The following is a 24,014-nucleotide window of genomic DNA, read 5'->3' on the forward strand; positions in this document are numbered from 1 at the left end:
ATTATTAAAATATTTTATTCTTCGTTAGCATGAGTAATGAAGAACACATCCAACATTAAATATAAAAGCTCGGCCTCTTTTTTGTATCAAAAGTTTTTGAGCATTGATAAACGCATGAGACTCAATATTGTGATCGGTGTGAGTTTAGTTACGATTGTGGTTGTCACCGGTGTTGTCCTGGCGATGATTAGCTTGATTCAATTTGGTGGAAGTCTGATTGACGACGCTTTAGGTGAAGGAAAGCAGGAAGTCTTAAAATCATTTCAAAACGAGAAGATTCAAAAAAACGTGGAGAAGATCATTCTCCACGTTGATAAAACTTTATAATTTAGAGCTTTAGTTCTTTATCAATAGTTGATTTTAAATCATTGTAGCTAAGATTCATTAACATTTTTCCATTGATGAAGAATGTTGGTGTTCCTTTTACTCCCAGAAGTTTTCCGTCTGTAATATCCTGAGCAAGAGCTGCTTTGAAAGTGATGTCTTCGTATGACTTGTTGAATTCAACTAAATCAAGTTTCAATTCTTTTGCAAAACCTTCAAAGATTGAATTAACTGGTTTGTCCTGGTGAGACCACTCAGCTTGTCTTTCTAAAAGAATCGAATACATTTCCCAATACTTTCCTTGTTTACCAGCACCTTCAAGAGCAAGTGCCGCTGGGAATGAGTTTCCATGGAATAACATATAACGAGCAATCAGGTGAACATCTTTAGGGTATTCAGCAAGAACCTTTTGAAGAATAGGGTGGAAAGCTGCACAGCCTTCACATTCAGGATCGAAGAATTCTACAATTGAAACTTTTGCAGCAGCTGATCCTTTCATGTAATTGCCTTCGCGAAGAAGATTACCTTGAGGAGTTGAAAGAGCTAAGTCTTCCTCAACTGGGGCGTCTTTTTTATTAAAGAAAGCGAGTAGGCCTCCAAAAATAACTAGAGCAATCAGAGGGAAGATGACGAGTTTAATATCCTTTTTCATTAAGTATCCTTTTTAGTGTTTCTATAAAATATTAATAAGCAAATAAGCGTGATTGTAAGGCTCACGTAGGCCATCAGTGGAATCGTGATGAATCCCAGGTACTCAATCTGTTTAGCAGTACAAGATACGCCACTTGTGCAAGCAGTGATCGCTTGCGGGATGATCTTGTAGTAAAGCAGGTTGTGGTACAGAGAAATAATCCAACCAATCACAACTAAAGGCAGAGCGTACCAGACAACATTTTTATCTTTCTTCAAGAATCCTACGGCCAGGATGAAACTCATTGGAAAAATACAAATGCGTTGGGCCCAGCATAGAGTGCAGGGAGGAAGCATCATATAGTTTGAAAAAAACATTGATCCGGTAAAAGAAACAATATTTACGATCCACGCGAAATAAATCAACGTGAAAGGGTCTTTTGATTTCATAAAAGTCCTTTAATTAGTTAGAAAGAAAAAATGTATTAAGCTAGAAAAGCAGGCGGGCGATCGAATGTAACGACCACATTGATGCTGGTAACGTTGATAGGTTTGAAAAATATTTCACCGAGAAAAGTCGGAATGAGAACGACGTTAGTAAGAAGAGCTGTTGTATCGTAAAGTGTTTCTGGTTGAGCGGAACAAGTCGCACATTGAGCTGAAGAGTCGTGTTGCTCTTCACAATAGAATGTCCCCTGGTCACGAGAAAATTGTAGTGACACAGTTAGAACGATCGATAAGATTGAGCAAAGGATAAGGAACTTCTTCATTTAGAAGCTATTGTAGTATTTTTTCACTGTTAATTGAATCTTTTCTTCCAGATCAGGAATTTTAAATTCAGTGTGCGTTGTTATCCAACCAGCAAGATCAGTCGGGATTTTTGTAATGAAAAGTTTTTCAGCTCCTCTATAAGGAATTTTTAATGCGATAGCATGTAAAGCATGACGAGGTAACTCCATTATATCGTGATCTTCTTCTGTTGCTACCATGTCTTTGAAACGTTGAAACATTTCATAACTGCCAAGATAGAGTTTATCACCTATTAAAGGGAATCCATGGGCCTTAGCGTGCACTCTGATTTGGTGCTGCCTTCCTGTTTGTGGACAAGCAATTCCAATTACATAATTTTCATTTTTAGCAATAATATAGAAAAACGTGCGGGCATGTTTTCCTTCATTTGAATTTTCAGGATAAGACTGCACAACAATGCGCTTTAGTCCTTCATCAGGATTTCCCATGCGCTCATTGGCAATAAAATAGTCTTCGTGTTTAAACTCAGGGCCTATTCTCGCTACAAATAAATAGCATTTCTTTACGTCGTCATCTTCAAAACGCTCCATCATCTCAGTGGCCATCTTGGGATTTTTTCCGAGCATCAGGATTCCGGAAGTCTCGCGGTCAATTCTGTGAAGAGAGTGGATCGTGTGGTTGTACTTCATTTCAAAGAATACTGTCGCACAGTTAAACAAATGTCTTCCGGCCGGGTGAGTGGACATGAAGGCAGGTTTAGAGATAACCAGAAGGTCGTTGTCTTCATACACAATATCCGGAGTGGTTTGCAGCTCAAGCTTTTGACCTTTCCAGTATTCGTCTTCGTATTTACTTTTATAAAAACGGATGATGATTTCATCTTTGTGATGAATCGGGCTCGATGGTTTATGAACACCAGGGCGCCCGACAATCGTGATTTCTTTTTCTTTGATTTTCTTTTTGATGATCTCTCTTGAAAAAGATTCAAGGTAGACACCAAGGAATTGATCGAGCCTCATGCCGTCGTGCTCTTCGTCCGCCATATGGCGGACTTCGAACACGTCATCACGGTAAATTTTATGAATAACAGTCATGAGAAATCTTTTTAGTTAGTAACGTTCTTTAATGAGAAATTTCACTAAAGACATCGCTGCACCTTCTGTATATCCAACGCGAGCTTCTAGGTTTGCTAGCACAGACTTAATCTGTTTTCTGTTTTCGTCAGATAGAGGAGAGCTTTGTCCCGGCCCCATTGTATTAGCATACTCTGCTTCAAAAAAGACCATATTTCGTGAAATGTTTTGAATAACTTTCTTCTGCTCGCTTCTGAAAGACTCTTGCAGACTGTTCACTAAGTCTGGGAATACTTCTGTATAAACCAGGGACTTTCCGCGGTTATCAAGAGAGTAAGCACCAAGCTTAGAAAGCAACTGAGAGCGGTATGTTTTTGAATCTTCTTTCAGGCCGATAGCTGCTTCAAATTCTTTAATGAAGAAATCATCAGGATCAACATATTTACCAAGAGCGGTATTTTTAATTTTCTCACCCTTGTTTAATGCATTGATATTTTCAATGTAACGACGGATGTAGTCTTCGTATGAACGGTCATCTACCAGACCCAGTGCCGATCTTAACTCACGATCAAAGATATTTAGGTTGTGCTCTTTGATTAATTCAAGGAAGCGCCCTGGATTATGATAATCAGCCTGAGGGGCCATGTTTAAGAAATCGTACTCACTCTTCTTTTGGATTAAGTGTTGTAGGTATTCTAAAACTTCCACAAACGTTACATTTTTATGAAGTGAAGAAAGTTTGTAAATAACATGTTTTACATCTCTTGGTGATAAACCAAATTTCCCTTCGTATAAACTGTCGTTGATGTACTCATTAGCAATATCATCAAAACCTTGTTTTAAGATTTGTTTTGATTCGATATCTAATTTTTCTGGAAGTTCAACTCCAGCAAGGTATAGAGCTTTTTCTAACGGATTAAGGTTAGTCGCGATATTTGCTAACTTTTTGTCATTGTAATTTTTCGTCTGGCAAACGCGCAGGCGGGTTAAAACAGCAAAGAAGCAAAGAGCATTTAGTGCATGAGGTGAAAATTGTGAGCGGTCTCCAATCCCATCAACTTGTTCAGCATAAATTTTCTCTTCATGTTTCACATCGAGAAGGTAAGGAACAGTGATGAAGTTAAAGCGGCCTTTGAATGAATTGAAATCCGGGTGCTGCTTGAAAGCTGCAAGGTGGATTTCATTTGATGTACCGATGAAGAAAATATCAAGCTCAGTTAAAATACCCTGAAGATTGATTGATCCTGTTTCCATCGTCATCAATAAGTATTTATATGCATCAAGCGGGCGCTTTAATAAATCTGAATACTCTAGAACACCACGGTTCGCGAGAACTGCTTCACCTTGAAGTGAAAATAAATTCAGTGATTGAAGGCTTGGCGGAAGACTTTGAAGTCTTTTATCCATTGTGATTTGTTGCATGCGAGCATCAACATGGATTTGAGGTTCAATTGTCACAGCAGCAGTCGAGTAGCGTTTACTGATTGCAAATCTTTCTACGCGGATGTGTTTTAAAACTTCAGCGTGTTTTCCTTTGTAGTTCTTTAAAAGAGCGTCGTAGATCATACGGTTTCTTTTTGAAAGATCCCCTCGGTATAGATAAGACTTACGAACAGAGGCCAGAAGTCTGGCGTCTCCCTTAAGTGCTTCTTCAATAAGTTTTTGACGGTGCTCTTTTGGAACGAGTAAAAGAGGGTGATCTTTTAACTCAGAAGGCATGATCGCAGAAATTTCTTTATCTTCAAGATAAGCGTAACTTCCGTGCTGGCTTTCTCTAACTGTACTATTTAATCCCAGAGATCCTTTTACATAATTATCTAAAGGAAAAATCCAGCTGAAGCTAAATAGTTTTCCGCTTTCAGTTTCTGAATACTCTTCCATTCCTTTAATAATTTTATTAACGATTGATGATTTAGATGAACCGTTAGGCCCGATCAAAAGAATAAATTTATTATTAAATCCTTCTTCGCTGAAGTTCACCAGGTTTTGATAAAGTGATTGCTGCACTTTAATCTGTCCGTGAACAGCAGGAGAGTCAGGGTGTTTCATTTGAAATAATTTAAATGATCCGTCTGCGTTGACACCGTAGTGGTTGAGCATATCGCGGATATATTCAAACGTTGGTCTACTTTCAAGCTTAGGGTTCTTTTCGAAAATAGTCATATAGTCTGAAAACGATAATGTTTCCAAAGTAGCGTCAGGTTGTTCAGAAGCTTGATTAATCCAATCTTGGTAGCTCATATGTGTATTTCCTTTGAGAGCATTGTTAGTTATATTGTAATCTCTTATGAAAAATTACAAAAGATTCATTGTTCCAGTGTTAGTTTGTGCCGTTCTTTTTGCGGGCGCAGGCATCGCTTTTTTCTATAAGGGCCGCACGCAGGCACTAAAACCCGATCAATTTGTTCAGGAAAAGGCTTCTTTCATGCGTTTATTTCAAAACTCTTCAGAGATTCACAGAATGTGGACTGAAGGTGAAGAGTCGAGAGAATGGTCGCTGATTAAGTCAGCTTGCTTAAAACATTTAGGGATAACATCAAAGTTTGATGAATCACTTTTGAGATGCAGTCCAATTCTGCTTCAGTGTCATGCTCTGTTTTCTAAAAATTTAAATTACAAATTTGTGAACTTTGAAGAATTTGATAATTCATCTTATCGTTACATGACGAAATCGAATACGTCATACACTGGTTTAAGAGATCCGGGAGCGACGGTTACGATCGAAGACCTGCAAACAAAAAAGCGCATGGATATTTTTTTAGCAGATCAATGCCAGGAAGTTTACCTGGAGCAAAGAGCTTATGCTTATGGCGAGCCAGTTGATCCAAAAGATGGTGAAGACTATCGTTTTGATAATTACAACCGCCACCTTTATTTAGACATTCACCTGACGACCAACGCTGAAGTTAATGACTGGTTAAAATTTGGAAACCCTGATTTCACTCGTGGATTAAAAGCAAAAACAGGAAATGATCTTTTTTTACCAGCGACAGACCTAAATTATTCACAAATTGAAAATTTTTGTTCGTTTAAAGGCAAACAAGTTATGCTGGCCCACTTTTTTGATGCCGCTACTTTTTTACCAATGGATTTAACCGATAAAATTCCAAAGAGAAATCTTCGTTCGCCTTATTACTGGACGAAAAAAACCAGTGACTACAAGTCAGACTGTAATTTGATTTATTCAAAAGACTGCCTTGCTAAAAAAACATACCAGCTTAATTCAATCGGCCCGACATGGGCAGGATTACAGGATTCAATGGGCGGAGTTTTTGAAGTGTTCAGAAACCCGATAGATCCGGAAAGTAACTTACGTGCTTCTTCATTTTATTTTGATTCAAAATCTTCATGGCATAAACTTGGCTTCCGCGCCGGATGGAACGGAGAAGGTTTTGATTTAAGGGATTTCGACTTCAGAGGATTAAATCCTTTTGTAGCGATTGATAAATTTCAAGTAGGATTTCGTTGTATGAGAGAGGTGATGCAATGAAATTAATTCTTTGTTGTTTATTGCTAGTTACTTCATGCATGAGCACGAATCAGACTGCCATGACGATTCCTGAAATAGATTTGAAGCTTACACAAGAATGGATTTATGCCACTTCTACTGGTGACCTGAAATACAATAATGAAGTAATCACTCGCCCTCCAGGTTTCGAACAATTGGTCATGAGTCTGACTATTCCAAGTGCCGGCGGCCTTGTCGATAAAAAGCACTGCCTTTATTATCAGGTTCCTTATAAAGAAAAAGTCGGACGCATTAGAGTTCAGGAGACTAAAAACCAGACTGAGTGCCCAGAGGCGACAACTGACGATAAATTTTTTGTCTCACTTGATGGCGTTGATAATTTCAAAGTAGCAGTAGCGAACTATAAAATCGTCATGAGTTTTGACTACAATAAGAAAAAAACTGAGATCTCAATTCCTACTCCTAATATCGAATTAGGATTAGTTCACGAAAAATACCAGGCCCTTTCTGAAAAACGCTTAATTAGCGGGCTTAGACTTTTAAGACTAAGCGAAGACAGTTTTGATTTCGCCAGCAATAAGTACCTGGGACAGCTTTCAGATCGTTTCGCTAGAGGAACAGCTATCAGATGTCAGCAGGTCAACAAAGACTGTCAAACAGTCGGAGAGAACCGCTGCGAACAATGTCGATATGGTTGGTATGAAGTCGTCGATTTCCAATGCCCACAAGGTGGATCAAAATTTTGCGGACAAAATCATTGTGGTGAAAAAAATGAACCTGCTTGTCCACGTGGAATCAAAGTCGTCGATCCACTAGATGCAGGAATTTGCCAGAGTGACCTGGAGCCTGTGTCTAACGCCGATAAAATCTTAGTCTGCCAGTGAGTTAATGAAGTTAGGTGGAAGTCTTTCCATCACTTCGTTAATGTCTGCACCAATTGTGTGAACAATAACAAAAGAGCGTAGTGGACTTGCAGGATTTGCATCAACTGAAGCATCTTTTAGTGCTGATTTCCTGGCGCGAAGAACGGCCAGAACATAATCACTTACTAAAAATTTATCCATTGAAAATTTCTTGTCGATTTTTTTGTCTGATAAACCAATCAACGCCACACCTTCATGAATGATGTAGGGATTAATATTGGCCTTCTTAATGAAATTGTCTTCGTTAAGATCAACCACAGAGCTGTTTAAAAACTGCTGAGGGTATTTATCAAAAGAGATATCCTGAGAGTCCGCGATGATGAAGTCTTCAATCGTAAGATTCACAACGTCCACACCTTTACCAAGAAGAGATTGAAGCGTGGCCTCGTTCTGCTCTTTTGTCGCATTGGCCTTTAAGATATGCCCGGTATGAACAATGAAAACATTATCAGATATTTTTGCTGCTACTTCTGATCTTGATTCAATTTTATCAGTTAAATAAAGTGGGAAGGTTAAGTCGTGGTTTTTAACCAGTCCAGAGCTCGCCGTTGAAATAGAAACAGAGTTTCTTTTTTGAGCGCTTGAACATGAAGCAAGCATAACCAGAGAGGCCAGTAGTAGTAGTGAAAAATGGTTTCTCATCATTAAAAGCTCGCAACCTTTGTAAGTTTAGCATACGCCTTAGAAAGTGCGTCTGTTAGAAGATCATAGTTTTCATGAGGAGAGTTCATGCAAAGACTGATTCGAACCACACCGCGACCTACATCATCAGTGACACCCATTGCTCTAAGCACTTTAGATGTGACCGGCATGTTGTCTGAGCATGCAGATGAAGTTGTAACGAAAATGTCCTGTGATTCAAGTTCGATTTGCACCGCTTGTCCGTGAATTCCTGGATAAGAAATATAAGTTGTCGTTGCAAGACGTGGAGCATTTTCTCCAAGAATGACAACTGCAGGGAAAGCTTTTTTCATTTTAGCTTCGAACTCTGTACGTTTTTTAGCAAGAGCTTCAAGATTAACGAAAGCGGCGTCGATTGCAGTTAAAGCAACGGCCATAGTCTCATTACCTAGATAGTTTTGAGTTCCACCACGGTGTCCTTTTTCCTGACCACCACCAATGATAAGTGGAGTGATGCCTTCTGGATTTTTTGCCAGAAGAATTCCTGTTCCAGTCAGTGCCCCAAATTTGTGGCCTGATGTCACAGCGTAATCGAAATTTGATTCTTTAAAGTTGAATGGAGTTTTTCCAATGAACTGTGTTGTATCGCAAAGAAATGGAATTCCGTTATCTACACAAAGAGAATTGATTTCTTTGTAAGGTTGGATAACTCCCGTTTCATTGTTTGCGGCCATAACTGAAATAAGAGCGATGTTATTTTTGTTTTGTCCGATCCATTGTTTTAGGACTTCTACATCAACAACTCCGTCACCGTTGACTGGAAGAACTTTTACTTCAAACCCACGCTCTTGTGCGTAGTAGTTTGCTGTATTGATAATTGCCGAGTGCTCGATTCCAGAAATGATAATTATTTTCTTTTTTACTTCGCGGCCTAAAACACTGTGAAAAACAGTTGAGATTCCTTCTGTTGCTCCAGAGTTGAAAATCACCTGATCGAAATCTGCACCTAGAATTTTGGCACAAACCGCGCGAGCGTTTTCCATTCCCATTAATGTTTTTGCTCCAAGATAGTGAATGGCATTCGGGTTAGCGAATGGCCCTTTTTCAAGTCTCTTGATCAGATACTCTTTTACTTGTAAGCAAAGAGGAGCACTTCCATTATAATCAGCGTAAATCATATTTCTTACCTATTTTATAGCGAGCATTCTATCAAGCGCTAAGAGAGAAGAGCGCGCGACATCTTCTGGCACACTAATAATATTTATTGGTTTATTCTCTTTTATCGCACGGAAACTGGCAAGTAACCAACGAGGTCTTACGCGATACATAGTTGTACATAAGCACTGGTATGGCGAAAGAGAAACGATGGTTTTGTCAGGAAACCAAGCAGCAAGTCTGTTTACCAAATTGATTTCTGTTCCTACTGCAAATTTACTTCCTGCAGGAGATTTTTCAATTTTGTCGATGATGTATGAAGTCGAGCCATTGTCATCAGCAGCTTGAACAACATCAAACGGACACTCAGGGTGAACGATAACTGTCATTGAAGGATCTTTTTTCTTGATAGCAAGAACCTGGTCTTTAGTGAAACCTTGGTGCACAGAACAGAATCCGTACCAAAGAATAACTTTTGCTTTTGCAATTTGTTCTGAAGTTAAACCACCGTTCAACATATTTGGATTGTAGATCACCATGTCTTCTAGTGGGATTCCCATTTTAAAACAAGTGTTACGACCTAAGTGTTGATCAGGGAAAAATAAAAGTTTCTGACCTTGATTTAAGGCCCATGAAATAACTTTCTCTGCATTTGATGAAGTACAGATACTTCCACCATTATCACCAACGAAAGCTTTTAATGTCGCCGCACAGTTGATGTACGTAACAGGAATCACTTTTTCAGTTGTCGATTTTTGAATGAAGTTCCATGCTTTATCGATTTCAGATCTTCTTGCCATATCGGCCATCGAGCATCCTGCTTTTAAATCCGGCAGAATCACTTTTTGGTTAGGGCCTGTCAGCATGTCTGCTGTTTCGGCCATGAAGTGCACTCCACAAAAAATAATATACTCAATGTCTTGCTTAGCAGCTTCGCGAGCAAGTTGAAGAGAGTCCCCAGTGATATCAGCAAAAGCGATAACATCGTCTTGTTGATAATGGTGACCTAAAACCACAACGCGGTCTTTTAGTTCTTCTTTTATTTTTTTGAGTTCAACTAGAACCTGATCATCACTGAGTTCTTCCTCAGTGATGGTCGGTTTATAATTGTCATCTTTTTCGTCAGAAAATAAATCTAACATATCTTTCCTTAAATAACGGGGAAGCCTGCTTGAGTCCAAGCGAGAATTCCGCCTTCAACATTATTTAAATCGCTATAGCCTTGCGAAAGTAAAAACATACAAGCATTCATGCTGCGTTTTCCACTTCTACATTGAACAACGATTTTTGCATCTTTTTCAGTTAACACTGCTTCATATCTTTGTTGAAACTCAGATAGTGGAAGTAGGGCAGCACCTTCGATGTGTCCTTCTTGCCATTCCTCAAGTTCACGGCAGTCGATGAAATAAAATTTTTCATCACTATCCAATTTTGCTTTTAATTCTTGAACATCCATTTCTTTAATCATTGCGTTTTTCCTAATTAAAATTTCGCAACTAGTGCAGTCGTTAGAAGTGTATCTGTTTTAGTTGTCGCAGTAGCTGCTGGTAGATGATCATATCTTAGCAGATAAGCACTCTTAATGGAAAATACACTGGTAAGAGCGGCAGATACTGAAAGCTCTGTATTGATTTGGTAATCTTTTCCTTCTTTCATATTTGGAACGTATTCAAGGAAATACTTAGTTGAAACACTTGGGTTCCATTTCTTTTCTAATTCTGTGTAAGCACGAAGAGAATTTTTGTAATCATGAGAACCATTGTTTAGTTTCTCATTTGTATAACGGTAACCGGCTTCAGCCAGCCAGTAGAACATTTCTTCTTTGATGATATTGTATTTAGCACCGATGTCAGTTAGTTGACGAAGATAGTAACCTGCAAATTTATCGCTTTCGAAACCTTGTGCAACGAATAGAGAAAATTTGTCGTTTAATATGCGCTCATAACGAAGCCCACCGAAAATATAACGCGCACTTTCATCGTTGTTTGAATAAGAGTTTAAATATCTAGCGTCAAATTTTAAAACATTGTCGTCAAATTTATATGAGTTTGCTTGTTTGGCGTTGTAGTTTTTTGATTTTGTATTTCCTGCGGCCACTGCGATACCGGCCTCAGATTCATTGGTAAAATCAGCAGCGATTGCTGTCTGTAACATTGTGGCCATCAGGGCGAAAACGATCCATTTCATGAACTACCTCTTATGTGTAAAATATTTATAAATTGGGCCCCAATTATGTCTCCCATACACCCAAAAAAGTCTAGTGAAATAGGGCTTGTCGATTAAATGCTTTTCATGCAATTCTCTAAATAGATTCCAACTAACATATAAGGAGAAGATCATGTTAAAAGAATTTAAAAGCTTCGCTATGAAAGGAAACGTGGTCGACTTGGCGGTGGGGGTCATTATTGGGGCTTCTTTCGGAGCAATTGTGAAATCTTTGGTTGATGACATCATCATGCCACCAATCGGGTTCCTTCTTGGTAACGTTGATTTTTCAAATTTATTTGTCGTGATTAAAGAAGGAGCGAAAGTTCCAGGTCCATATACAACTCTTGCTGAAGCTAATGCTGCTGGTGCGGTTTTAATTAAGTACGGGGCATTCGCTAACACTGTCGTGAGTTTCTTAATTGTTGCTTTCGCCGTTTTCATTTTAGTAAATCAACTTCAGAAACTTAAAAAAGAAGAACCAGCAGCGCCAGCTCTTCCAAGTGATGAAGTTAAATTATTAGGTGAGATTCGCGATCTTTTAAAGAAATAATTTAAAGAGCAGCGTTGCCCAAAAGGCTTTCACTAAATTCCAGGATCAGGAGTTGGTTCACACTGTCATTGAGTGGAGTCAGCCCTGTTGCCTGGTTTGTTTTCCCATTAACCTGAAAATCATTATCGTAAATAATCGCCAGACGTTTGTTATCAATTAAAGCAAGTCCTTCGACTTTTTCGACATTGTTAAATGGCGTCTTCTTTAAATCAGCAATTAAAGTTTTCTTTACCAGTTGGTCAGATTCACCAAGAGTGATGCGGTAAATGTATTTCTGACTGTGCTCTCCGGTTTTTCCATTTTGCTCGATCACTAAAAAGTTTCGAGCATTCAAGGCCACTATGTCGCCAATCTTATCGTTTCCTTTTTCGAACATGTAAAAGTATTCGGCCGATGTTTTCATCGTCTCTAAATCCACTTCTACAATACGCGAGAACTCACCATCTTTTGCTGGCTGCTCTTTTGGAAGTGGGCTTTGCAGGATTCCGTAAAGTTTATTTTCTACTTTTGAGACGCCTTCAAATCCACGGTTGGTTTTTCTTTCACTATACATTCTTGGAAGCTCATTACTTGGAGTCAGTCTTCTAAGAAGTTTTCCGTCCTCACTGAAATGAACCAGAGAAGGAGCGTATTCATCGGCCATCCACCATCCGCCTTCTCCATCAGGAGTCAGGCCTTCGATGTCGAGACCCTGCTGATCTACAGAGTAGTAAAGTCCAAAAATGTCAGTTGGGTTTTCTTCAAGTCTGGTATTTGGCAGACCCGTTAGGGGAGCTCCATCTTTTTTCTTTAATTTGATTTCGGCCGCGACACTTAATTCTTTCGTTTTCAGGTCTACTTTTAAAAAAACAACTGTCGGAGAAAACTCGGGTAGTAGAAATGGTCTGTCGATTCCATTTAATTCTCCGTTGGGCCCTCTGTCTGTGACAGTTTGAAACATGAGTGCGCCTTCTTTTTCTTCAACAAACTGCAATCCGGAAAAACCACCAAGCTTAATTTTTTGTCCTGATAAAGTGGTTCCAATAAAAGGAGTATTAGTCATTTTAAATAGAGTGGAAGTTGTTGACTGCGCTTTTTCTGGTGAAGAAGTCGATGTTGTTGAACATCCCATCATCAAAAGGCCAAGCGTAGAGGCAAGAAAGATTGATTTCATTTTTTTCTCGATAAAGAAAGTTATCCCATAACGATACTTGAAGACTGACTTTTTTAAAAGTCAGTTAAAAGTCGCCCCTATGTATTTCGATAGGGGCATTTTTTCTTTGACATCTTGTAACAGGAACCTCAAGATTTTATCTGAGCTATAAAAAAACAGGAGTGATTCATGGAAGTTATCACGATCGGCAATAACAAGGGTGGCGTTGGTAAAACAATGCAGTGCTACCAATTAGCTTGTTATCTTGCAAATAAAGGTCACAAAGTTCTCGTTATCGATCTGGATTCTCAGGCGAACCTAAGTTCAACATTCGGTGTGCAAATTCAAAGAACATTAGTTCCAGAATGGCTAATCGGTGATGTTGGTATTGAAGATGTAATCGTTAAGCCAGAAATGAGCGGTAAACTTTATAAAAACATCAGACTTATCCCGGCAAGTCGCCACTTATCTAACCTTTCAAAGCTACTTATCCTTTCAGAAGGTGAGATTAGAAAAGAAGCGGGAAGAAAAGAGCGTCTTCTTAGAAAAAGATTATTAGATGCAAATTTAGATTTCGACTATGTTGTAATCGATACACCACCAATGCTTGGTGATGAATTGATTATGTCTCTTGTAGCTTCAAATCGCGTTTTAATTCCTACTCAAGCTCAAGATTATTCAATCGACGGTCTTGAAGAGTTAATGGACACGTTTGAAATCATCAAAGAAACAGAAAATCCAACTCTAGAGTTCTCAATTATTCCATCGATGGTTAACCCTCGTAGAAAAATTGAAAAAGTAAGAATGGAAGAGTTATCTCAGTCTTTCAACATCACTCCAATGGTTAGAAACATGGTTCAATTGCAAGAGTCAATCTCTACAAGAAGACCAGTTTGTATTATGGGAGCGAAGTCTGCTGGACGCCGTGACTACGAAGAACTTTGGAAATCATTAAATTTATAATTTATTCTGTATAAAGAAGTAATTATTCATAAGGATGTGGAGAATTATATATGTCGAAGACATTTGCTGCCCGCGTATCTAAAAAAGAAAGAAACACAATCGACCTGTCTGAAAAAGTAGGTCGCGATATTTTTAAAGTTTCAGACGACCGTCTTCTTCAAGGAGCGAAGTTAACTGAAATTCAAATGAAAGAAATCGTTGTTAAAGAACAAGTTAGAACTAAGTTCAACGACGACTCTATTAAAGACCTGGCAAAAAACATTGAAGTAAACGGGCTGATTCAACCACTTGTTCTTCACCAGGACAAAAATGGTAAATACAGACTGATTTGCGGTGAGAGACGTTACCGCGCTCTTACTTTCAATAAAGCTATCGCTGCTCCTTGTTTTGTTTTAGAAAATAAAACAGAAGAAGAATTGATGGCGATCCAGTTCTCTGAAAACTCTTCAAGAGAAGAACTTCACTACGTTGATAAAGCAGATGGTATTTTAAACTACCAAATCGCGACAGAAGCGAGTGAGAGAAAAATTCAAGCGGCACTTGGGATTTCAAAATCTGAAGTTCACCGTTCTCTTCTAATTGCAAAGATGCCTCATAACATGAAAGAAGCTGCCAAGAAGCACGATATTGAAAAATACGTTCTGCTTGAGTGGGATGCTATGAATAAGGGATCTCTAAAGTCTGACGTAGAGAAAAAAATCCTTGCTGGTGGAATCACGAAGAGAGCAGAACTTGCCCGAATCATTTCATCTGGTGGATTAGTAAAAGCTGGAAAGAAAATTTCAACGAAAGCTGCTCTTCCAAAAGGTGTGAGTGCGAATGCATTTTTAAAAGCTATGACTTCTAAAACAAAGGACTTGAATCTTGACAAAAAGACTCAGGAACTTTTAAGAACTCTGGTTGAAGAAACAAAAGAAATGATGGATCAATAGTCAGTATTATCAGGAAAATGGAATCATTATGGTTCTATTTTCCTGCATATCTAAACAACGCCTTTCCCACTTAAGACCCTAACTAAAATAACCGATAAGACAATGAATTCTATTTGGGGAAGCCGATATGAAATGTCATTTTGTTCTATTCGTTTGTTTGCTGAGTTCAGCATCTTTAAGGGCCGATATTGTTAAAATCAATATTGATTCCGGTCTTTATTTAAAGGTCAATTCTGATCAATGGAATTATCAATATGTAAAAGCAATGAAGGCCATCACTCCTCATATTGTTGAAAGCAAATCCCGCAAAGATTTAAAAGTCATTGTTCAAAAAGAAACTCATACGGATGAAGTGGGAGATAGAAAAACATTTGTCGCAGAGAAATGCAAAGCGGCCAATAAATTTTATCAGGATTCAAAACAAGGATCTGCCAAAAATATTCAAATCAAAAATACCGATGTTTGTCTGATTCAAATGTCTAAAGGCAATAACGAAGACAATTTTCAAATTATCTATCCTGTTCGATTTTCTAAAAATGCTTATGAATTAATGTCATTTGCCTGGAAAGAAAAAGGAAAAAGTTCTTTAGATGAAGTGAGTAAGTTGGTTGGAGATAATTTATGAAATTCATTTATTCTCTTTTAATTGTAACTTTTGTTTTAAATCCAGTTTTGGCACAAGACTACACTGATTACTATTCACAAGGGTGGATGGGAATAGGTGGCGGTATGGGCGGCATGGGCGGTGGCGCTGCTCCAGGCGGTTATAATTTTCAAACCAATGGACAAAACTCAGTCCCGGTCTTTGATGTCAACATGGACCCTACGACTGTCACTTCTTATAAAACGGTAAAAGTAAATTCTAAGTGTCCGCTGCTTACGACAACTTCACAGGATGATCAGGATCTTTTTTCTGACCTGAGAAGTTTTTTAAGTACGGCTTCAAAGAATCCTAAATGTTCATTGGCCCAGGACCCTATGATGAATGCCATGGGGAGAAATAATGTGACGATGCTGGAAAATTTATTAAATGGTGGAACTGGTTCCCCAATGAATGGATCTGTTATCTCTGGCTCGAGTGTAAAATGTTATTCGGCCAATGTTGAGTTGATTGGACAAAGAAATCTTGCCTATTATTACTCTGAAAAAAATATGGCCCAAGGGGGAATGACTCCTTTCAGTAGCTGTATCGATCTTAGAGATGAAATGTATGAGAGTGCAAGTTTAGAAAAAAAGCGTGAATGTATTGCTAAAAAATATGATGAAGCGATTGAAGAAAATAAAGTCGTTTGTCGTGAGATGGTAGCTCCGCAAGCTGTGCAAAAACAAGTTAACCAGGGTCTTGTTGGAATAGAGCAGTTATTAAATCAGGCCCTGGCCAATAAAGAAGAATGTGGTTTTAAATCACAGGATCTTTTTAAAGTGACGATGAATACTTTTTTGAAAGCAAGTTCACTCTCTGTTGTTGGCCCATGGGGAGCAGCTGCAGGATTTGGAGCTGAGTTAGTAGGAAATTTATTAGATAAACTTTTTCCAAGTGACTCTCAGAAAGCAGCTGATTTAATGGCCGAAATTTTAAATGAAGAAACGTTCGAACAAAATGCTTGTTTGTATTACAACATTCAACAAAAAATGTACTGTGAAGAGCGTCCCATTGAAATTGCGACACCAAATCCAAGCTGTCAAAATATCGCTGTTAGTTCTGATCTTTTAAGCCTTTTACAAAAATATAAAGATATTAAAAAAGTGACTGATACTTATAACGATTCACCAAAGCCAACTGGTGGTTTTAATGCCTTTCCAGGAACTGCAGCTCCAACTGAATCAAATCTATCTCCTGCAATGGAGAATGCTTTATTAGAACATTATGATGACCTGGCCAAATATGCACTGGCCAATGAAGCAGACCTGCAAGAGCGAATTAACTCTCTACCGAAAATGCAAAGATCGAGAGAGAAATTGAAGTTAGATAAATTCATGAATACTGTGAAAGCTTATCAAGCTTATGATCCATCTAGTGATGTAAGTGGACAGGAAGGAAAGAAAATTATCGGCGATCTTTCGGGTATGTTTATGAGTAAAAATCCCGAGGTTCAATTAGATCTTTCAATGTTTATTGTGAGAACAACTCCGGGGACAAAATTAGAAAGCATCAGACAAAGAAGTATTGCCAATACTGTTGAACAAATGATGGCAGCAAAAGGTAGTGGTTCTCAACCGGAATCCAGCCGAACAATGGCCCGTTATAATAAGTATAAAGTGGGAATGGGAAATATTGCCAAAGCGAAATTCGAATCCCGCCTGGATAAACAATTTAATGAATTCCAAACGCAAGTGAAGTTTGTTAACTCTCAAGACAGAGGTATCGTTAAAGATGCAGTCGCAGAAGGACAACTTCGAAATCTCATCAGGCACTGTTCATTACTACAAGAAATTTATGATCCAGGATTGGAAGGTAAGATGCCGGCCGCTTGTCAGAAGTTATCATGTAGTACAAATAAGCTTGGGTGGTTTAAACCTGAAAAGAATAAAGCAAACCTATCTTCTTTCAAACAGCAGTACTGCGATAAAAGTTTAACGTTCCAAAAAACGGAAGATGACTACATCAAGGAATTGAAAGACCCGAATGGTGCGAAGATTTGCGGGACTAAAGTAGAGAACTTCTTTTAAAGTACTAGAGTAATAGTTAATCATTATAATAGGGGATGGGTCACGCTTCATCCCTTTTCGAGGGCCTCGAAAACCCCAATGCTTCTCGTTACTTAAGTCGCATTTTGCCTGACCTCAACAGCAAATTGTCCAAGTTTTAGTCATTAAAATATTCCTAATACATAGATCAAAAAAACATTCAAATGTTCTCAACGGGTTAACCTCAGCAGACCCTTATTTTCCCCCTTCGTTACTTTGGCACAACCCTTGCGATAATAATTGTAGATAACAGTAAATGACCTCTTTAAAAAGGCCAAGCTTATGAAAACTATGATTATGATGAACGCGAAAAACTTACACGACTGCCTAAAATTTAGACAGTCAATGTGTGCATTGTTTGCAACATTAACATTCTCATATGCTGGGGTAATCCACTCGGAAGATTCAAAAACTGAGAAAGCAAAAACATATAAAGTAGAAAGAAAACCAGCAGCAGTTGATGAAGAAGTTTTAACTGTTCCATTATCTAGTGATGAAAGTTTTTTCACGAACGATAATATGTTTGCTGAAGATGATGCTGGAGTTATGAAAGATATGAAAGCATCTCTTCATGGTTGGGAAACAACTGAAGAGTACGCACGTGTATGGAATCTTCAGGACACTGGTTTATACAACACGCCGACAACATCACAAAAAGCTAAATACATTTCTAAGAAAATGTTGAGATACGCTGATAAGAGATTTTCAGGTGAAATGAGAAGAGCAGACGAAGGATCAACTCTGCACTCAATGAGTAAAGTGGAAAAAAATCTACGTCCCAATGCTGCCGTCAACGTATCAAAAAACTTTGGTTTCAAGTTTAAGGCCCGCGTTCTTCAAGGGAAGGCCATCGTAGATGTTAAGAACCCATGGGTCGAATGCAATGCGACTGTTGGAGTAAACGGTAAAGCAAAATTAATTACACGCAAAGAGTTTAAAGAAGTAGGGATGGCATCTGGTGCCGAATTCTCTGTAAATGACTCAACTTTTTTAACTTACATCGACCAGCAAGTAACGGATAACGTGAAGGCACGTATCTCAAATACGAGCGGAGTTGACGCGGATAGCAGACTGGAGATGATGGCCAGCTTTCCATTCAATCTTTAATTCCAAAAATTTTCGAAACTCTAGCAATCTCAAAAATTGGAGAGTAAGCTAAGACCACTATTTTTTATGAATCGGAGGTCTTTAATGAGTTTATTCGACGCGCCCTTATTTCAAGATGCTATTAAGCAACTAGAAGATGCGGCCAAAATTATGAATCTTGATCCCAACGTGGCCGAGAGATTAAAATACCCAAAACGTGCATTACAAGTTTCTGTACCTATTCGTCTTGATGATGGAACAGTTAAAACTTTTATCGGATATAGAGTTCAACACAATCTTACACTAGGCCCAGGGAAAGGTGGGATTCGCTACCATCCAGGAGTGGATCTTTCTGAGACAGCAGGGCTTGCCATGCTTATGACATTTAAATGTGCACTTGTTGGTCTGCCATATGGTGGAGCAAAGGGTGGTATCTGTGTTGATCCAACACAACTTTCTCGTCAAGAGCTTCAAGCTCTAACAAGAAGATACGCTACAGAAATTAACATGATCATCGGACCTCATATCGATATCCCAGCTCCAGATATTGGAACTGATGGACAGACTATGGCGTGGTTCATGGATACATACTCTCAAATTAAAGGTTACACAGACGGCGCAGTCGTTACTGGTAAACCTCTTGAGATCGGTGGATCAAAAGGACGTGCTGAATCTACAGGTAAAGGAGTTGCATTCTGTGTAAACTTCGCTGCTGAAAAAATCGGTATGACAATCAACCAAAAAACAACTGTAGCAATTCACGGTTTCGGTAAAGTTGGTATCCCAGCTGCTTACGATCTTAGTGCTCAAGGTGCAAAAATCGTAGCGGTATCAGACGTGTCTGGTGGTGTTTACGATGTTAACGGATTAGATATTGCTAAGTGTGAACTTTGGATTAAAGAAAATAAAGTTCTAAAAGGTATGCCAGGAACAAAACACATCACTAACGATGAGCTATTTGCTCTAGACGTTGATGTTCTAATTCCAGCTGCAATTGATGGTGTTATCACAAAAGAAAACGCTCATGTTGTAAAAGCAAAAATTATCGCTGAAGGTGCTAACGGTCCTTTAACAAAAGAAGCTGTAGATATCGTAACAGCTAAAGGTGCATTCCTGATTCCAGACGTTCTATGTAACGCTGGTGGGGTTATCGTATCTTACTTTGAATGGGTTCAAGGTCTTCAGTCGTTCTTCTGGGATTTAGATGAAGTTAACAAGAAACTTCACTCAATTCTTAAAGACGCTTTTGAAAACGTTTACGCAACTTCAAAAGAATTCAACTGTAATATGAAATCAGCTGCGCTTGTAGCTGCGATCAGAAGACTTGAAAAAGCAATGAAGTTACGTGGTCTTTGGCCGTCGTAATTCTTATAAAAAAAGCCACCTTAGGGTGGCTTTTTTTTGGTCTACTCTTTAACAACAACCCAAGACATTGAACTAGATCTCGATGTGGCGACTTGATAATTCCCAATCAATTCTAAGGTATGCGTTCCAGCAGGCAAAGGAAGAATACAAACTGGAGCAGCATCAAATATCACTGTCGAAGTTTCACCTTCAAACGAATAATCTGAACTACAAATAACATTATTAACTTTCAAAGTTCCTCTTACTCCAGCATTTAGATTAGGAGAACCTGGGGCCGAAGGCATGTGAACCCATCCAGTAAACATAAGTACACCTGGAGCAGTGGTTGTGATTGTCTCTGTATATTGAATGGCAGTTCCTAAATCATGAGTCCCTGATACTAAGACTCCACCGCCACTTCCAGATGTTGAACAACTTTTAATTGTAGAAAGTCCTGAAGCGTCTGTATCAAAGACTACGTTAATCGATTTTTTTATTTCATTAAATGCTTTCACATTTCCCATGTTGGATTTTTTTCCCGCAATCACTAATTGGGCCGTAAATGACTGAGCTACTCCTGCTGGCCAGTTTATTCCTGCCGTGTAGTCAGGCATTGAAAAAGTAATTTTTTCAATTTCTGTTTTTCCAAATAAGGCACCACCAAAAAATTTCTTAGTTGTGCGATCGCCGTCCTGATTCGCACCCCAAAGTTCAACACCAGCTTTAGGAGTGTCTTTAATAGTGCTACCGTTAAAAGTGAATCCCGCTAAACTTGCCTTGCAACTGTTACTATTGTTAATCAGAAAAGTGACTTCATCTTTAATAGAGGAGTAGTCAGCAAAATTCATGACATCAACCTGGCCCTTGCTGCTACTTTTCATAACCTGCATAACAACCATTCCCAGACCTGCGACCAGTCCTAGTGCCACCATAATTTCGACTAAGCTAAAGCCAGATTTTTTTGAAGAGTTCATATAAAAGTCCCATTTGTAGGTCGTAAGTTTCTAGAATTATTGTACTCGATAATGGAATATTTTAAAGATGTTTTTTATTTAGAGGAGCTAGAAGTGTTGTAATTTTTTCAATTTCCCTCACCGTAAATAAAAAAACTGTTAAAAGAGCTCATTCAAACTTTTTAGGAGACACCAATGAAATCATTAATTCTTTTCGCTCTATTAACAATGAGCTCACTATCTTTTGCTCAATCATCATTTATCGACGCAAGAGAAGACCTTGCAGTATTAGGTCTTGTCGTAACTCAGTATTCAACTTACTCAGAAACATCTGGCCTTGAAGCAAAGGTTGTAGAGCTTCTTGTTGGTGACGGAATGAATGCGACTCGTATGGCATTAGTGGTAGCTGATGGAATGGGAACAAGTCACGTTTTCGAACTTCCAGAAATGATGTACGAAGTGAAGAAGGTTGAATTCGTAGGATTAGACTTAATCAAAGTTACTTATATTCAAGAAACTTTTGATGCTGATGAAAATACAATCAAAGTTGAAAAATCAATTAAGGTTCAAGCTCTAAGATTCAAAGATGGATCTCTTTCTGATTCAATTAAAGTTTTAGAATAATATCAGACTAAATAACTTCGAAAAGGGCACGAAAGGTGCCCTTTTTTCTTTCTATCTTCTATTTGGATTAATAATATAATTTGAAATATGAAGACAAAAATAATTTTATCTCTCTTCCTTTTCTCAACTCTAGTAAATGCAGCCATTATAAAACACGAAGCTCTTAGGCCAACTTTTCAGGAATATTCATTCCGAGAAGTATGTGAAAAATTAGGCGCAAAGAATTTTGAATTGATTGAAGCTAAATCGATGAATGAAATTGATTGTATGGGAAAAGTTTTTGCGGCCATTGAGTTTTGTAAGGCCAAGTTTCCAGCTGACAATGCTCTTACCAGAGCAATCGTCGATGAGCAGACTAAGACTGTTAAGTGTGAACATAGCAATAGTGTGATGTTGTCAGTATCCTGTGATGCAAGAGATGCAAAATACTGTCTGGACCCGCAAAAAGGTTGTGAAGATCTCAAAGGGATCTATGCTGTGAAGTTAGAAACAGCTCATTATTCATTTCTAGAAAAGAAAAATGAAAAAAATATCAATTGCTATTTCTCAAAAGCTATCGGGGATGACTTGAATGAAATTCTTTAGTTTAATCTTGTGCATTTTATTTGCTTTTAATGTGAGTGCCAGTGGATTTCTTCCAATTGCTAATATTGTAAAGATTCATGGGGAAGCTTTCATCAATAAAGAAGTTGTTGCCGAGGGAGCGGAAGTTGCTCAGGGAATGGAAATTAAAATTCCTAAAAAAGGCGACTACATCATTGTAAAATTTCAAAACGGTCACAAAGTTAGATTTACAGAAGCGACAGTTAAAGTAGAGGAGCTAACTGAAAAAATCACTCTACTTACTTTAATTAAAGGACAAGTTCATACTTTCGTTAACAAACTTACCAAAGATGAAAAGTTTTCAGTGAAAACAAAATACGCATCGTTTGCTGTGCGCGGGACTAAGTTTGGTGTGAGTATTGATGATAAGAAAAAGCAGGCCTACTTATGTGTTTGCGAAGGCGTGGTGAACACGACTCAAAATAAAATGTCTGTCGATGTTAAAAAGGATGAAGATATTTGGGTTGGCCTTAATGCAAAAAAGCTAATTGTAAAACAGTCCACAGCACAGATGCAAAATATGACCAGTCAGATTATCGACGAAATGGATCAACTCTAGCTTAGTATTTCTTTCCGATATATTTCGGGTTAAGCATATTTTCTACCGAGAAGATTTCATCTAATTGAGCTTGAGTTAAAAGTTTTTTCTCAAGAACCACCTGACTGACAAATTTCCCAGTGCGAGCACACTCTTTACCAATTTCATCACAAGCTTCATGTCCTAAAACCGGATCTAGATAAGTCACGATTGCAATACTGTTCATTACGTTGGCAAGACAGATCGCTGGATTGGCAGTGATACCATCCACGCATTTGCCCTTAAGAGTTTTAGCAGCGTTCGTTAACAGATTAACTGATTCAAAAATAGAAGAAGCAATAACCGGCTCCATGACGTTTAACTGTAATTGCCCAGCTTCACTCGCCATCGTAATTGTTAAGTCGTTACCGATAACTTTAAAACAAACCTGGTTCACAACTTCCGGGATAACCGGGTTAACTTTAGCTGGCATGATACTCGATCCAGCTTGAAGTTCAGGAAGATTGATTTCTTTGAAACCAGCGCGTGGCCCTGAAGAAAGCAAGCGAAGATCATTACAAATTTTAGAAAGTTTTACGGCCGTTCTCTTTAATGCTCCAGAGATCATAACGTAAGCACCACAATCTGATGTGGCCTCAATTAAATCTTCTGAAACGCTGAAGTCTAATCCAGTGACTAGTTTTAATTTCTCAGTAGCAAGTTGCGAATAACCTGGAGGAGTGTTGATTCCTGTTCCAATAGCCGTTGCACCAAGGTTTACTTCAAGAATTAATTCTTTAATTCGTGGAAGGATTTTAATTTCTTCTTTGATCAGCGTCGCGAAGGCATGGAACTCTTGTCCCAGTGACATCGGAACAGCATCTTGAAGTTGAGTGCGTCCCATTTTAATCACGTCTTTGAATTCAACTGATTTTTGTGAGAAAGCTTCGCGGAGAGTTTCAAGGGCCTCTGTCAGCATTGAAATTTGTTGGTACAAAGCAATTCTGAAAGCTGTCGGGTAAGCATCGTTAGTCGACTGGCATTTATTCACATGATCGTTCGGGTGAATGATATGGTAGCTACCTTTTTTCTCTCCCATTAATTCAAGAGCAAGGTTAGCGATAACTTCGTTTGCGTTCATGTTGATCGAAGTCCCGGCACCACCTTGATAAACATCAGAAGGGAATTGATCAAAACATCTGTTATGGATGATGATTTCATCACAAGCGCGTACAATAAGTGCTGCAATTTTTGGATCAATCGTTCCCAGTTCACCGTTAGCTAGAGCACATGCTTTTTTTGTGTAAGCAAGAGCTTTGACCATCGTGTGGTTGTCACCAATTTTCCCCGTAGAGATTTTAAAGTTTTCGATCGCACGTTGAGTGTGAACTCCGTAATAAGCATCGGCCGGAATTTCCAGGTTACCTAGAAGGTCATGCTCAATTCTTACGTTTGTGTTTGTGCTCATA

The 24,014-nt window shown here is 38.5% G+C and carries 26 protein-coding genes; 13 read left to right on the top strand and 13 right to left on the bottom strand.

All coding sequences use genetic code 11. From position 1 onward, the window contains the following. Positions 1 to 36: 36 nt before the first annotated feature. The gene (locus SHI21_RS03115; protein ID WP_323574657.1) at positions 37 to 327 is read left to right on the top strand and encodes a hypothetical protein; all 291 of its coding nucleotides are present in this window, start codon (positions 37 to 39) and stop codon (positions 325 to 327) included. A 1-nt stretch (position 328) separates the two neighbouring features. Here the strand turns inward: SHI21_RS03115 and SHI21_RS03120 are convergent, their stop codons facing one another. The 5 genes from SHI21_RS03120 to SHI21_RS03140 are packed head-to-tail and all read right to left on the bottom strand — an operon-like array spanning position 329 to position 5,018. Beyond that, positions 329 to 976, bottom strand: a complete 648-nt coding sequence (locus SHI21_RS03120) for a DsbA family protein (protein ID WP_323574658.1) — start codon at positions 974 to 976, stop codon at positions 329 to 331. After that, positions 976 to 1,404 carry a disulfide bond formation protein B gene (locus SHI21_RS03125; protein ID WP_323574659.1) on the bottom strand — a complete coding sequence of 143 codons (429 nt, stop codon included), beginning with the start codon at positions 1,402 to 1,404 and terminating at the stop codon, positions 976 to 978. Before SHI21_RS03125 ends, SHI21_RS03120 begins: the two co-directional genes overlap by 1 nt. 35 nt (positions 1,405 to 1,439) lie before the next feature. After that, the gene (locus tag SHI21_RS03130; protein ID WP_323574660.1) at positions 1,440 to 1,724 is read right to left on the bottom strand and encodes a hypothetical protein; all 285 of its coding nucleotides are present in this window, start codon (positions 1,722 to 1,724) and stop codon (positions 1,440 to 1,442) included. Further along, the gene (locus SHI21_RS03135) at positions 1,725 to 2,798 is read right to left on the bottom strand and encodes an RluA family pseudouridine synthase (RefSeq protein WP_323574661.1); all 1,074 of its coding nucleotides are present in this window, start codon (positions 2,796 to 2,798) and stop codon (positions 1,725 to 1,727) included. A gap of 15 nt (positions 2,799 to 2,813) precedes the next feature. Then, complete coding sequence (locus SHI21_RS03140) at positions 2,814 to 5,018, bottom strand: hypothetical protein (RefSeq protein WP_323574662.1); 2,205 nt, start codon at positions 5,016 to 5,018, stop codon at positions 2,814 to 2,816. Positions 5,019 to 5,064: 46 nt separating this feature from the next. Between SHI21_RS03140 and SHI21_RS03145 the strand changes: the two genes are divergently transcribed. Both SHI21_RS03145 and SHI21_RS03150 read left to right on the top strand, forming a co-directional pair. Continuing rightward, positions 5,065 to 6,267 carry a hypothetical protein gene (locus SHI21_RS03145; protein ID WP_323574663.1) on the top strand — a complete coding sequence of 401 codons (1,203 nt, stop codon included), beginning with the start codon at positions 5,065 to 5,067 and terminating at the stop codon, positions 6,265 to 6,267. Further along, on the top strand, positions 6,264 to 7,130 hold the full coding sequence (locus tag SHI21_RS03150) for a hypothetical protein (RefSeq protein WP_323574664.1): 867 nt from the start codon (positions 6,264 to 6,266) through the stop codon (positions 7,128 to 7,130). Before SHI21_RS03145 ends, SHI21_RS03150 begins: the two co-directional genes overlap by 4 nt. Here the strand turns inward: SHI21_RS03150 and SHI21_RS03155 are convergent. The 5 genes from SHI21_RS03155 to SHI21_RS03175 are packed head-to-tail and all read right to left on the bottom strand — an operon-like array spanning position 7,116 to position 11,132. Continuing rightward, the gene (locus SHI21_RS03155) at positions 7,116 to 7,814 is read right to left on the bottom strand and encodes a hypothetical protein (protein ID WP_323574665.1); all 699 of its coding nucleotides are present in this window, start codon (positions 7,812 to 7,814) and stop codon (positions 7,116 to 7,118) included. The genes SHI21_RS03150 and SHI21_RS03155 overlap by 15 nt on opposite strands. Next, positions 7,814 to 8,968, bottom strand: a complete 1,155-nt coding sequence (locus SHI21_RS03160; RefSeq protein WP_323574666.1) for a cysteine desulfurase family protein — start codon at positions 8,966 to 8,968, stop codon at positions 7,814 to 7,816. Before SHI21_RS03160 ends, SHI21_RS03155 begins: the two co-directional genes overlap by 1 nt. A 9-nt stretch (positions 8,969 to 8,977) precedes the next feature. Further along, a complete protein-coding gene (nadA, locus tag SHI21_RS03165) occupies positions 8,978 to 10,087 on the bottom strand; it encodes a quinolinate synthase NadA (protein ID WP_323574667.1) in 1,110 nt (369 codons plus the stop codon). A gap of 8 nt (positions 10,088 to 10,095) precedes the next feature. Beyond that, a complete protein-coding gene (locus SHI21_RS03170; RefSeq protein ID WP_323574668.1) occupies positions 10,096 to 10,413 on the bottom strand; it encodes a rhodanese-like domain-containing protein in 318 nt (105 codons plus the stop codon). Positions 10,414 to 10,427: 14 nt separating this feature from the next. Continuing rightward, positions 10,428 to 11,132 (bottom strand): DUF481 domain-containing protein, encoded by a 705-nt coding sequence (locus SHI21_RS03175; protein WP_323574669.1) that lies wholly within the window; start codon positions 11,130 to 11,132, stop codon positions 10,428 to 10,430. 151 nt (positions 11,133 to 11,283) lie between these two features. On the opposite strand from SHI21_RS03175, the gene mscL reads away from it, so the two are divergent. Beyond that, a complete protein-coding gene (gene mscL, locus SHI21_RS03180) occupies positions 11,284 to 11,703 on the top strand; it encodes a large conductance mechanosensitive channel protein MscL (RefSeq protein WP_323574670.1) in 420 nt (139 codons plus the stop codon). Position 11,704: 1 nt separating this feature from the next. Here mscL and SHI21_RS03185 read toward each other — a convergent pair whose 3' ends face one another. Next, complete coding sequence (locus SHI21_RS03185) at positions 11,705 to 12,856, bottom strand: esterase-like activity of phytase family protein (protein WP_323574671.1); 1,152 nt, start codon at positions 12,854 to 12,856, stop codon at positions 11,705 to 11,707. Between the two features lie 168 nt (positions 12,857 to 13,024). Between SHI21_RS03185 and SHI21_RS03190 the strand changes: the two genes are divergently transcribed. The 6 genes from SHI21_RS03190 (at position 13,025) to SHI21_RS03215 (ending at position 19,869) form a co-directional block, all read left to right on the top strand. Beyond that, on the top strand, positions 13,025 to 13,798 hold the full coding sequence (locus SHI21_RS03190; RefSeq protein ID WP_323574672.1) for a ParA family protein: 774 nt from the start codon (positions 13,025 to 13,027) through the stop codon (positions 13,796 to 13,798). Positions 13,799 to 13,848: 50 nt separating this feature from the next. Beyond that, the gene (locus tag SHI21_RS03195; protein ID WP_323574673.1) at positions 13,849 to 14,730 is read left to right on the top strand and encodes a ParB/RepB/Spo0J family partition protein; all 882 of its coding nucleotides are present in this window, start codon (positions 13,849 to 13,851) and stop codon (positions 14,728 to 14,730) included. Positions 14,731 to 14,857: 127 nt separating this feature from the next. Beyond that, positions 14,858 to 15,355 (top strand): hypothetical protein, encoded by a 498-nt coding sequence (locus SHI21_RS03200; protein WP_323574674.1) that lies wholly within the window; start codon positions 14,858 to 14,860, stop codon positions 15,353 to 15,355. Next, a complete protein-coding gene (locus tag SHI21_RS03205; protein ID WP_323574675.1) occupies positions 15,352 to 17,400 on the top strand; it encodes a hypothetical protein in 2,049 nt (682 codons plus the stop codon). The genes SHI21_RS03200 and SHI21_RS03205 overlap by 4 nt, the downstream gene beginning before the upstream one ends. Positions 17,401 to 17,700: 300 nt before the next feature. Beyond that, complete coding sequence (locus SHI21_RS03210) at positions 17,701 to 18,525, top strand: hypothetical protein (protein ID WP_323574676.1); 825 nt, start codon at positions 17,701 to 17,703, stop codon at positions 18,523 to 18,525. An 84-nt stretch (positions 18,526 to 18,609) separates the two neighbouring features. Continuing rightward, positions 18,610 to 19,869, top strand: a complete 1,260-nt coding sequence (locus SHI21_RS03215; protein WP_323574677.1) for a Glu/Leu/Phe/Val family dehydrogenase — start codon at positions 18,610 to 18,612, stop codon at positions 19,867 to 19,869. A 41-nt stretch (positions 19,870 to 19,910) separates the two neighbouring features. Here SHI21_RS03215 and SHI21_RS03220 read toward each other — a convergent pair whose 3' ends face one another. Continuing rightward, positions 19,911 to 20,822 (bottom strand): type II secretion system protein, encoded by a 912-nt coding sequence (locus SHI21_RS03220; protein WP_323574678.1) that lies wholly within the window; start codon positions 20,820 to 20,822, stop codon positions 19,911 to 19,913. Positions 20,823 to 20,996: 174 nt separating this feature from the next. Between SHI21_RS03220 and SHI21_RS03225 the strand changes: the two genes are divergently transcribed. The 3 genes from SHI21_RS03225 (at position 20,997) to SHI21_RS03235 (ending at position 22,587) form a co-directional block, all read left to right on the top strand. Then, positions 20,997 to 21,425 carry a hypothetical protein gene (locus SHI21_RS03225; protein ID WP_323574679.1) on the top strand — a complete coding sequence of 143 codons (429 nt, stop codon included), beginning with the start codon at positions 20,997 to 20,999 and terminating at the stop codon, positions 21,423 to 21,425. Positions 21,426 to 21,512: 87 nt separating this feature from the next. Further along, positions 21,513 to 22,010, top strand: coding sequence for a hypothetical protein (locus tag SHI21_RS03230; RefSeq protein WP_323574680.1), 498 nt, complete (start codon positions 21,513 to 21,515; stop codon positions 22,008 to 22,010). Then, on the top strand, positions 21,997 to 22,587 hold the full coding sequence (locus SHI21_RS03235; protein ID WP_323574681.1) for a FecR domain-containing protein: 591 nt from the start codon (positions 21,997 to 21,999) through the stop codon (positions 22,585 to 22,587). Before SHI21_RS03230 ends, SHI21_RS03235 begins: the two co-directional genes overlap by 14 nt. 1 nt (position 22,588) lies before the next feature. Here the strand turns inward: SHI21_RS03235 and aspA are convergent, their stop codons facing one another. After that, positions 22,589 to 24,013, bottom strand: coding sequence for an aspartate ammonia-lyase (aspA, locus tag SHI21_RS03240; protein ID WP_323574682.1), 1,425 nt, complete (start codon positions 24,011 to 24,013; stop codon positions 22,589 to 22,591). Position 24,014 lies beyond the last annotated feature (1 nt).

The organism is Bacteriovorax sp. PP10 (genome assembly GCF_035013165.1).
GTDB classification, from domain to species: Bacteria; Bdellovibrionota; Bacteriovoracia; order Bacteriovoracales; family Bacteriovoracaceae; genus Bacteriovorax; species Bacteriovorax antarcticus.

Bases quoted from the DNA above. Each gene is read 5' to 3' on its own strand.
- SHI21_RS03115 (WP_323574657.1), top strand. From the start codon at position 37: ATGAAGAACACATCCAACATTAAATATAAAAGCTCGGCCTCTTTTTTG.
- SHI21_RS03120 (WP_323574658.1), bottom strand. From the start codon at position 976: ATGAAAAAGGATATTAAACTCGTCATCTTCCCTCTGATTGCTCTAGTT.
- SHI21_RS03125 (WP_323574659.1), bottom strand. From the start codon at position 1,404: ATGAAATCAAAAGACCCTTTCACGTTGATTTATTTCGCGTGGATCGTA.
- SHI21_RS03130 (WP_323574660.1), bottom strand. From the start codon at position 1,724: ATGAAGAAGTTCCTTATCCTTTGCTCAATCTTATCGATCGTTCTAACT.
- SHI21_RS03135 (WP_323574661.1), bottom strand. From the start codon at position 2,798: ATGACTGTTATTCATAAAATTTACCGTGATGACGTGTTCGAAGTCCGC.
- SHI21_RS03140 (WP_323574662.1), bottom strand. From the start codon at position 5,018: ATGAGCTACCAAGATTGGATTAATCAAGCTTCTGAACAACCTGACGCT.
- SHI21_RS03145 (WP_323574663.1), top strand. From the start codon at position 5,065: ATGAAAAATTACAAAAGATTCATTGTTCCAGTGTTAGTTTGTGCCGTT.
- SHI21_RS03150 (WP_323574664.1), top strand. From the start codon at position 6,264: ATGAAATTAATTCTTTGTTGTTTATTGCTAGTTACTTCATGCATGAGC.
- SHI21_RS03155 (WP_323574665.1), bottom strand. From the start codon at position 7,814: ATGATGAGAAACCATTTTTCACTACTACTACTGGCCTCTCTGGTTATG.
- SHI21_RS03160 (WP_323574666.1), bottom strand. From the start codon at position 8,968: ATGATTTACGCTGATTATAATGGAAGTGCTCCTCTTTGCTTACAAGTA.
- nadA (WP_323574667.1), bottom strand. From the start codon at position 10,087: ATGTTAGATTTATTTTCTGACGAAAAAGATGACAATTATAAACCGACC.
- SHI21_RS03170 (WP_323574668.1), bottom strand. From the start codon at position 10,413: ATGATTAAAGAAATGGATGTTCAAGAATTAAAAGCAAAATTGGATAGT.
- SHI21_RS03175 (WP_323574669.1), bottom strand. From the start codon at position 11,132: ATGAAATGGATCGTTTTCGCCCTGATGGCCACAATGTTACAGACAGCA.
- mscL (WP_323574670.1), top strand. From the start codon at position 11,284: ATGTTAAAAGAATTTAAAAGCTTCGCTATGAAAGGAAACGTGGTCGAC.
- SHI21_RS03185 (WP_323574671.1), bottom strand. From the start codon at position 12,856: ATGAAATCAATCTTTCTTGCCTCTACGCTTGGCCTTTTGATGATGGGA.
- SHI21_RS03190 (WP_323574672.1), top strand. From the start codon at position 13,025: ATGGAAGTTATCACGATCGGCAATAACAAGGGTGGCGTTGGTAAAACA.
- SHI21_RS03195 (WP_323574673.1), top strand. From the start codon at position 13,849: ATGTCGAAGACATTTGCTGCCCGCGTATCTAAAAAAGAAAGAAACACA.
- SHI21_RS03200 (WP_323574674.1), top strand. From the start codon at position 14,858: ATGAAATGTCATTTTGTTCTATTCGTTTGTTTGCTGAGTTCAGCATCT.
- SHI21_RS03205 (WP_323574675.1), top strand. From the start codon at position 15,352: ATGAAATTCATTTATTCTCTTTTAATTGTAACTTTTGTTTTAAATCCA.
- SHI21_RS03210 (WP_323574676.1), top strand. From the start codon at position 17,701: ATGAAAACTATGATTATGATGAACGCGAAAAACTTACACGACTGCCTA.
- SHI21_RS03215 (WP_323574677.1), top strand. From the start codon at position 18,610: ATGAGTTTATTCGACGCGCCCTTATTTCAAGATGCTATTAAGCAACTA.
- SHI21_RS03220 (WP_323574678.1), bottom strand. From the start codon at position 20,822: ATGAACTCTTCAAAAAAATCTGGCTTTAGCTTAGTCGAAATTATGGTG.
- SHI21_RS03225 (WP_323574679.1), top strand. From the start codon at position 20,997: ATGAAATCATTAATTCTTTTCGCTCTATTAACAATGAGCTCACTATCT.
- SHI21_RS03230 (WP_323574680.1), top strand. From the start codon at position 21,513: ATGAAGACAAAAATAATTTTATCTCTCTTCCTTTTCTCAACTCTAGTA.
- SHI21_RS03235 (WP_323574681.1), top strand. From the start codon at position 21,997: ATGAAATTCTTTAGTTTAATCTTGTGCATTTTATTTGCTTTTAATGTG.
- aspA (WP_323574682.1), bottom strand. From the start codon at position 24,013: ATGAGCACAAACACAAACGTAAGAATTGAGCATGACCTTCTAGGTAAC.